The sequence below is a fragment of the Anaerovorax odorimutans genome, from assembly GCF_024459955.1.
Classification (GTDB): domain Bacteria; phylum Bacillota; class Clostridia; order Peptostreptococcales; family Anaerovoracaceae; genus Hominibacterium; species Hominibacterium odorimutans_A.
This window is the reverse complement of record NZ_JANFXK010000039.1, coordinates 1-5287: the sequence shown is the minus strand read 5'-3', so window position 1 is coordinate 5287 and position 5287 is coordinate 1. Positions and strand designations below refer to the sequence as shown.

Sequence of the window (5287 nt, the reverse complement as noted above, 5' to 3'; positions counted from 1 at the left end):
CTTTTTGAATGGTAAATAAAAAGCAGCAAAGCGGGATAGGTCTTTCCGCTTTGCTACTATGTAGGGTGGGAAACAGGAATAAACTTGGATTTGATAGAGAAACTTTATTTCTCTGATTTTATCTCGGTTTCCGCAAGCAAGCGATCAAAATCGCTCACATAGCTTCGATCCTGCAATACCCGGTATTGCTCGAACTCACTCTCTGCGAAAGCTTTCGCAATCTCTGCGGTTACCTTACCTTTATTCTGCAATATTTCCGCATCATTAAACTTTAAAAAGGCGTCCAGCTTTTCGACCCAATCAGCCATTGTCATGGGGATATGGCGGCGAGCCTGTCTGGTTGCATAATCCAGATACATTGTGACAATTTCATTCAGTTCCTGCATTTCCTTCTGATGCAAATAGTTTTTCGCAGTGGAAACATCCGCTTTTACGATCTTCCCGTTTGGAGCATTCTTCCAACTGGTCAAGCCCATATGTTCCTTTGTATGATCTGCCCTTTCTACAATCAACTCTGCTGCCGTATTTCCATGTACTGCATAATGCATTTTATTCTGCACGGTAGCAAAGAACTCACGTGTAGTTTTACTATCAAAGGAATAATCTACCGCTGTCGCATATATATCCGTAATTTTTTGATAGAATCTCCGTTCACTGGCCCGGATCTCCTGAATCTCAGAAATCAAATGGTCAAAGTAGTCTTCATCAAAGATCTGTCCATTAATCAATCGGTTCTTATCCAGCACATAGCCCTGTTTTGTAAATGTTTCCAAAACTTTTGTAGCCCACTGCCGAAATTGCACGGCTCTGGCAGAATTAACACGATAACCTATGGCCACAATAGCTGCCAAACTATAGAACTTATATTGATAAGTTTTTCCATTATCAGCAACTTGTGCAAAATTTGCACAAGTTGAATTTTCATCTAGTTCTCCGCTTTCAAATATATTTTTTAAATGCTTGGTAATCACACTGCGCTCAACGTCAAAGAGCCGTCCGATGGCCTTTTGCGTCAGCCATACATCGCCCTCCTGTACGCGAACTTCGATAGAATCCTCGCCTGCATCTTTTGTAAAAATGAGAAAATCAACAGTACTATTACGAATCTGTAGTTTTTTTCCTTCCATCTAATTTACCCCTTTTAAACATTTTTCCGTTCTAACTATTCATCATGAAACACGTCTTTAGTCATAATAGTTTACATCGTTTTGGATTTCCAATTTATTTCATTATAACAAAACAACCATCATAAGCAAGCACGACATCATTCATTCTTGATATACGAAATTCCGAACTAAAATCAACATTGTCTATAATTTAAAAGGACTGCCAAAGCAGTCCTCAAGTCATTGCTATTCAAAATAGTCCAGCAGCTTCGCTATAAGTCCCTCCTTGCGCCCCGTCTTCCATTCATAAGCCGTCATATTCACCAGCATAGATTGGTAGAAACTTCCCATAAAAGGTTCATCCCTATGTACCATGAGCAATACGAAAATAATTTCATAAGAAACGAGCCATGTCGAGTTTCTTTCACTATTCTGCACCTTACGGCAACGCCGTATAAATTGGTCAGAATAGTATAAAAGGAATCTTCGGCAAGCTGCTCAATCAAAGTTTTCATCATTGGCAAATTGATATGTTCATCCTGTGGCGTACAAATAAGTTGCCACCAACCGGGATAACGTTCGATCCATTTTAGAAAACGAACCGTTTGCCGATCTCTTTCCGCTTATCCAACAAAAAAAGGTCATTTTATTACTGACTTTTAGTAAAACGACCTTTCTAATTCTAAATATTTAGATGTTCTTATTTTAATCTTAATGTTGGAAATTGAAGTATTTTAGAAGGAGTCAAAGTGTCTTCCGGTAAATCAAGCAAATACTCAATTTCCTCAGGTGATAAACTAAGATTATATGAAAAGGATAATTCATCCATAAACTCTTTTGGCGTAAAAACCTCCTCATTCAATAACATCAAAATTGAAGTTTTTAGCAACGATGGTTCTGCCGTCAGAATAACGTCATCCAAAGGCTCCTCTTTTCGCAGTCCCCTTCGTTGCAACGTACGTATCATTATTTGATATTCATCGGATGTGATTACCCCTAAATTATATGCTCTACGGTTCATAGCTTGTATGGAAACCTTCCATTTTCTTTTAAGCTCTGTGTAGTATGGAATTCGTAACTTTTTTCCACTCAAGTCCGCTTTAAATGAATTTTCCGGGAGTAACAAAGCTGATGCAAATTGGTTTGCCTCTTTTTCTCTCTCTTTAAATTCATCCCGCTCTAACATTTCCACATCTTCACTCCATTCATGCAAGCAAATATGTCCCAATTCATGAGCTATATCAAAATGAATTCGCGCTGCCGATGTCTTATTATTTGAATATCCTATCAAGTATACTGTTTCTCCGTTTACAGTTATCATTTGACTGAATGCATCAATATCATCTGTGCTGGTAGAAAATGAAGTGACTAAAATTCCATGTTCTTCAACAACATGAATAATATTTTCTATTGGCTTATCTCCTAATCCCCAATCTTCTCTCAACTTTACTGCTGCTTCTTCTGGTGTACAATGACCAAAATCAGGAAGATTCAAAGGCGGAAAGACGATATAATCCTTTAAAAAATTATATATTTCAGCTACAAATTCCATCTTTTGTACTTGTTCCGCTCTATATCTTTTATTTGTTGTTAATAATGCCCTAAAATATGTCGTTCCAATTGTTATATCATTTGTCCTTTCTAAAAAAAACTTTGGAGGGAACTTCAATTCTTTAGAGATGTTTTCAATAATCGAATCATCCATAGGTTTAGATTTTCCATTCTCATACATTGAAACGGTCTGCCTTTGGCAGTCAATTCTATTTGCTAGTTCAGCTACTGTAATTCCGCGATATATACGAGCCTTTTTTAGTCGTTCTCCATTAAACTCATTGTTCATAAGCTATTCCTCTTTCCTAAAGTTTATTTTGCCTTGACACCTTCCTTGCTTTCTTTCAAAGGATTTGTCCGTTTTCTTTCCGCTGCTTTCTTTGTTAACTTTAATCCGCGAGTAGGACTATCCATAACGCTTGTTCCACTGGTATATCCCACAATTGTACTTTCTTCCGCCACAATGTGCTCACTCCAATCGACTTCAGCTACAATATCCAAATTTGAATCTATCATAACCGCTCTTACAGAATTTAAAACATAATGTGAACTCTCAAACAGAACCAATATATGCCTCTGAATAATTGCATCATCCTTATGTAAATCTTTTAACAATTTATCAATTGCTTCTTGTAATTGATCTTGATCATTAAATCTTTTTTCAAATAGTGACATTTGGTTCTGCGAACCTTGTAAATCAGAATTCAAATGTCTTGTCAACATATCCAAGTAATGCATATTTTTACGTTTACTATCTTGTGCCAGTTGCGCAAACCGTTTTTCCCTCATGAATGTAAATAAGAATCCGGACTTCTTCTCAAAAAGCATTACCATCTGCCACGGCCCTCTTTTAGTTATATATGACATACAATCATCACTTTCAAAATGCTCGCATAAACTTGTATTAAGCAAATCCCAAATTCTTGTAGGTGTACTATTTTGAGTCCTTAATCTTTGTTTTCTCACATCTTCTTTTATTCTATCCCCAATAGAATCATTTACTATTCCCACAATTTCCTTTACAACTTTTGCATCCACATCTATGCCGTTGCTATTCTTCATCCAATACCTCCTTGCTTTATCTTGGCTGTACAATAAAATTTGTACATACTTTATATTAATAATATCTCTGTTACCATTTCCTCTATGGTATATCCTTTTCTCATTATAGGCGTTTTCTTTGAAAATGTCAATAGTTCCAGTCAATTATATAATTAACGTAAATATTTATCGACTTTTTTATTAATTACGAAAAAAAGCTACATAGAATAGAAAAAAGAAAAAGGACTGCGGGGCAACCCTTTCTTTAATATATTGTTAAACTGAGATTCAAAAAGTTAGCCTTAAACCTGTGAGGCGAATTTAATTTTATGAATTAAATTCTGCCCTCACATTTCTTCCTGACGTATTTCCCATGTCCCATACCTTTTCGATAAACATATCTAGCTTGAAATTCCCCCTATCCGCTGATGTCGACTTAACCAAAATGTTTCAGCCAAAGTAGTATTTGTGAATTTCTAAAAACTAAGGATGCAAAATTTCTATGATTTGTTATCGACTATCCTATTTTGCTTATTTCCCAATAATCATCGCTAAACTCTCCCGTATTTGAAATAAAAATTTCAGCTGCAAAATAATGCTTTTTTCCGTTATAATCATCACATGAAAATTTCCAAACTAGTTTAACATTTTTCCAAGAATTTCTTTGTCCCCTATTCTCAACATTGTCACACATATCTGGAGTAGAAAATTCAGCAGACTGTTTTTCAGAACTATCCATTGATCGAAACTTAATGTTCCACTCTTTAACAGGATACATTGCCTCCCCATTCTTATATACATCAAACGATATAGATCTAAATGCAGATATCTTTTCTGAAATATTCTTAATTTCAAGTTTAATATTACTATAAAATCCATTATATCCCGTTATTCTAATCTCAAACTTAGGAGTAAACGCTTCAATTTTTCCCATATTATCCGCATACTGTTTCTCCACAACTGCTAATTCTCGTCGGGCAATACTTAGCTGTAATTCATTTATCTCCTCTGACTTTTTTTGACTTCTACATGTTTGAACTACTGCTATTACTCCTAAGATAACAGTTGCTATTAATGATAGCAACTGAGCGTAATAATCCAAAATATCACTTTTTGATAACTCTATATCAAAAAATTTGATTGGTGGTGAATAATCATAAATCGCATCAATTACGAATGGCATCAAAAGAAAAATTACTATAATAAATATCAGAGATAACATAATAACAATTCTTTTTAAATATTTCTTTTTTTTAGCACTTGTAAAAGCCATCTACTATTCCTCCTATTATTAACCAACAATTTCCAATTTGTTTAATTTCTATCTAGCATCTCTGCTCCGCCATCATTTTCATGCGGTGAGGGCGGTAGCAATAATTCTTACACAAGTATTCCTCCAGAGACAAATTTTACAGATATTTCTTTTAATTGTAACAGAATCGTCATCATAAGCAAAGCACTACATATTCCATATCTTAATGTACGGAATTCAAGTTAAAATCAACTTTATCTAAGATCAAAAAGGACTGCCAAGGCAGTCCTCAAGTCATTGCTATTCAAAATAGTCCAGTAGCTTCGCTATAAGTCCC

At 35.2% G+C, this 5287-nt stretch carries 4 protein-coding genes; all 4 read right to left on the bottom strand.

The window, feature by feature from the left end; translation table 11 throughout:
• Positions 1–104: 104 nt before the first annotated feature.
• Positions 105–1127 (bottom strand): virulence RhuM family protein, encoded by a 1023-nt coding sequence (locus tag NE619_RS17490; RefSeq protein ID WP_256133775.1) that lies wholly within the window; start codon positions 1125–1127, stop codon positions 105–107.
• Between the two features lie 679 nt (positions 1128–1806).
• Positions 1807–2946, bottom strand: a complete 1140-nt coding sequence (locus NE619_RS17485; RefSeq protein ID WP_256133774.1) for a helix-turn-helix domain-containing protein — start codon at positions 2944–2946, stop codon at positions 1807–1809.
• Between the two features lie 23 nt (positions 2947–2969).
• Entirely contained in the window at positions 2970–3719 is a 750-nt protein-coding gene (locus NE619_RS17480; RefSeq protein WP_256133772.1) for a DUF5986 family protein, read from the bottom strand.
• A 496-nt stretch (positions 3720–4215) separates the two neighbouring features.
• Positions 4216–4971, bottom strand: a complete 756-nt coding sequence (locus tag NE619_RS17475; protein ID WP_256133770.1) for a hypothetical protein — start codon at positions 4969–4971, stop codon at positions 4216–4218.
• Positions 4972–5287: the final 316 nt, after the last annotated feature.

Excerpts from the sequence above, each read along its gene's own strand:
- NE619_RS17475 (WP_256133770.1), bottom strand. The coding sequence starts at position 4,971 with ATGGCTTTTACAAGTGCTAAAAAAAAGAAATATTTAAAAAGAATTGTT.
- NE619_RS17490 (WP_256133775.1), bottom strand. The coding sequence starts at position 1,127 with ATGGAAGGAAAAAAACTACAGATTCGTAATAGTACTGTTGATTTTCTC.
- NE619_RS17485 (WP_256133774.1), bottom strand. The coding sequence starts at position 2,946 with ATGAACAATGAGTTTAATGGAGAACGACTAAAAAAGGCTCGTATATAT.
- NE619_RS17480 (WP_256133772.1), bottom strand. The coding sequence starts at position 3,719 with ATGAAGAATAGCAACGGCATAGATGTGGATGCAAAAGTTGTAAAGGAA.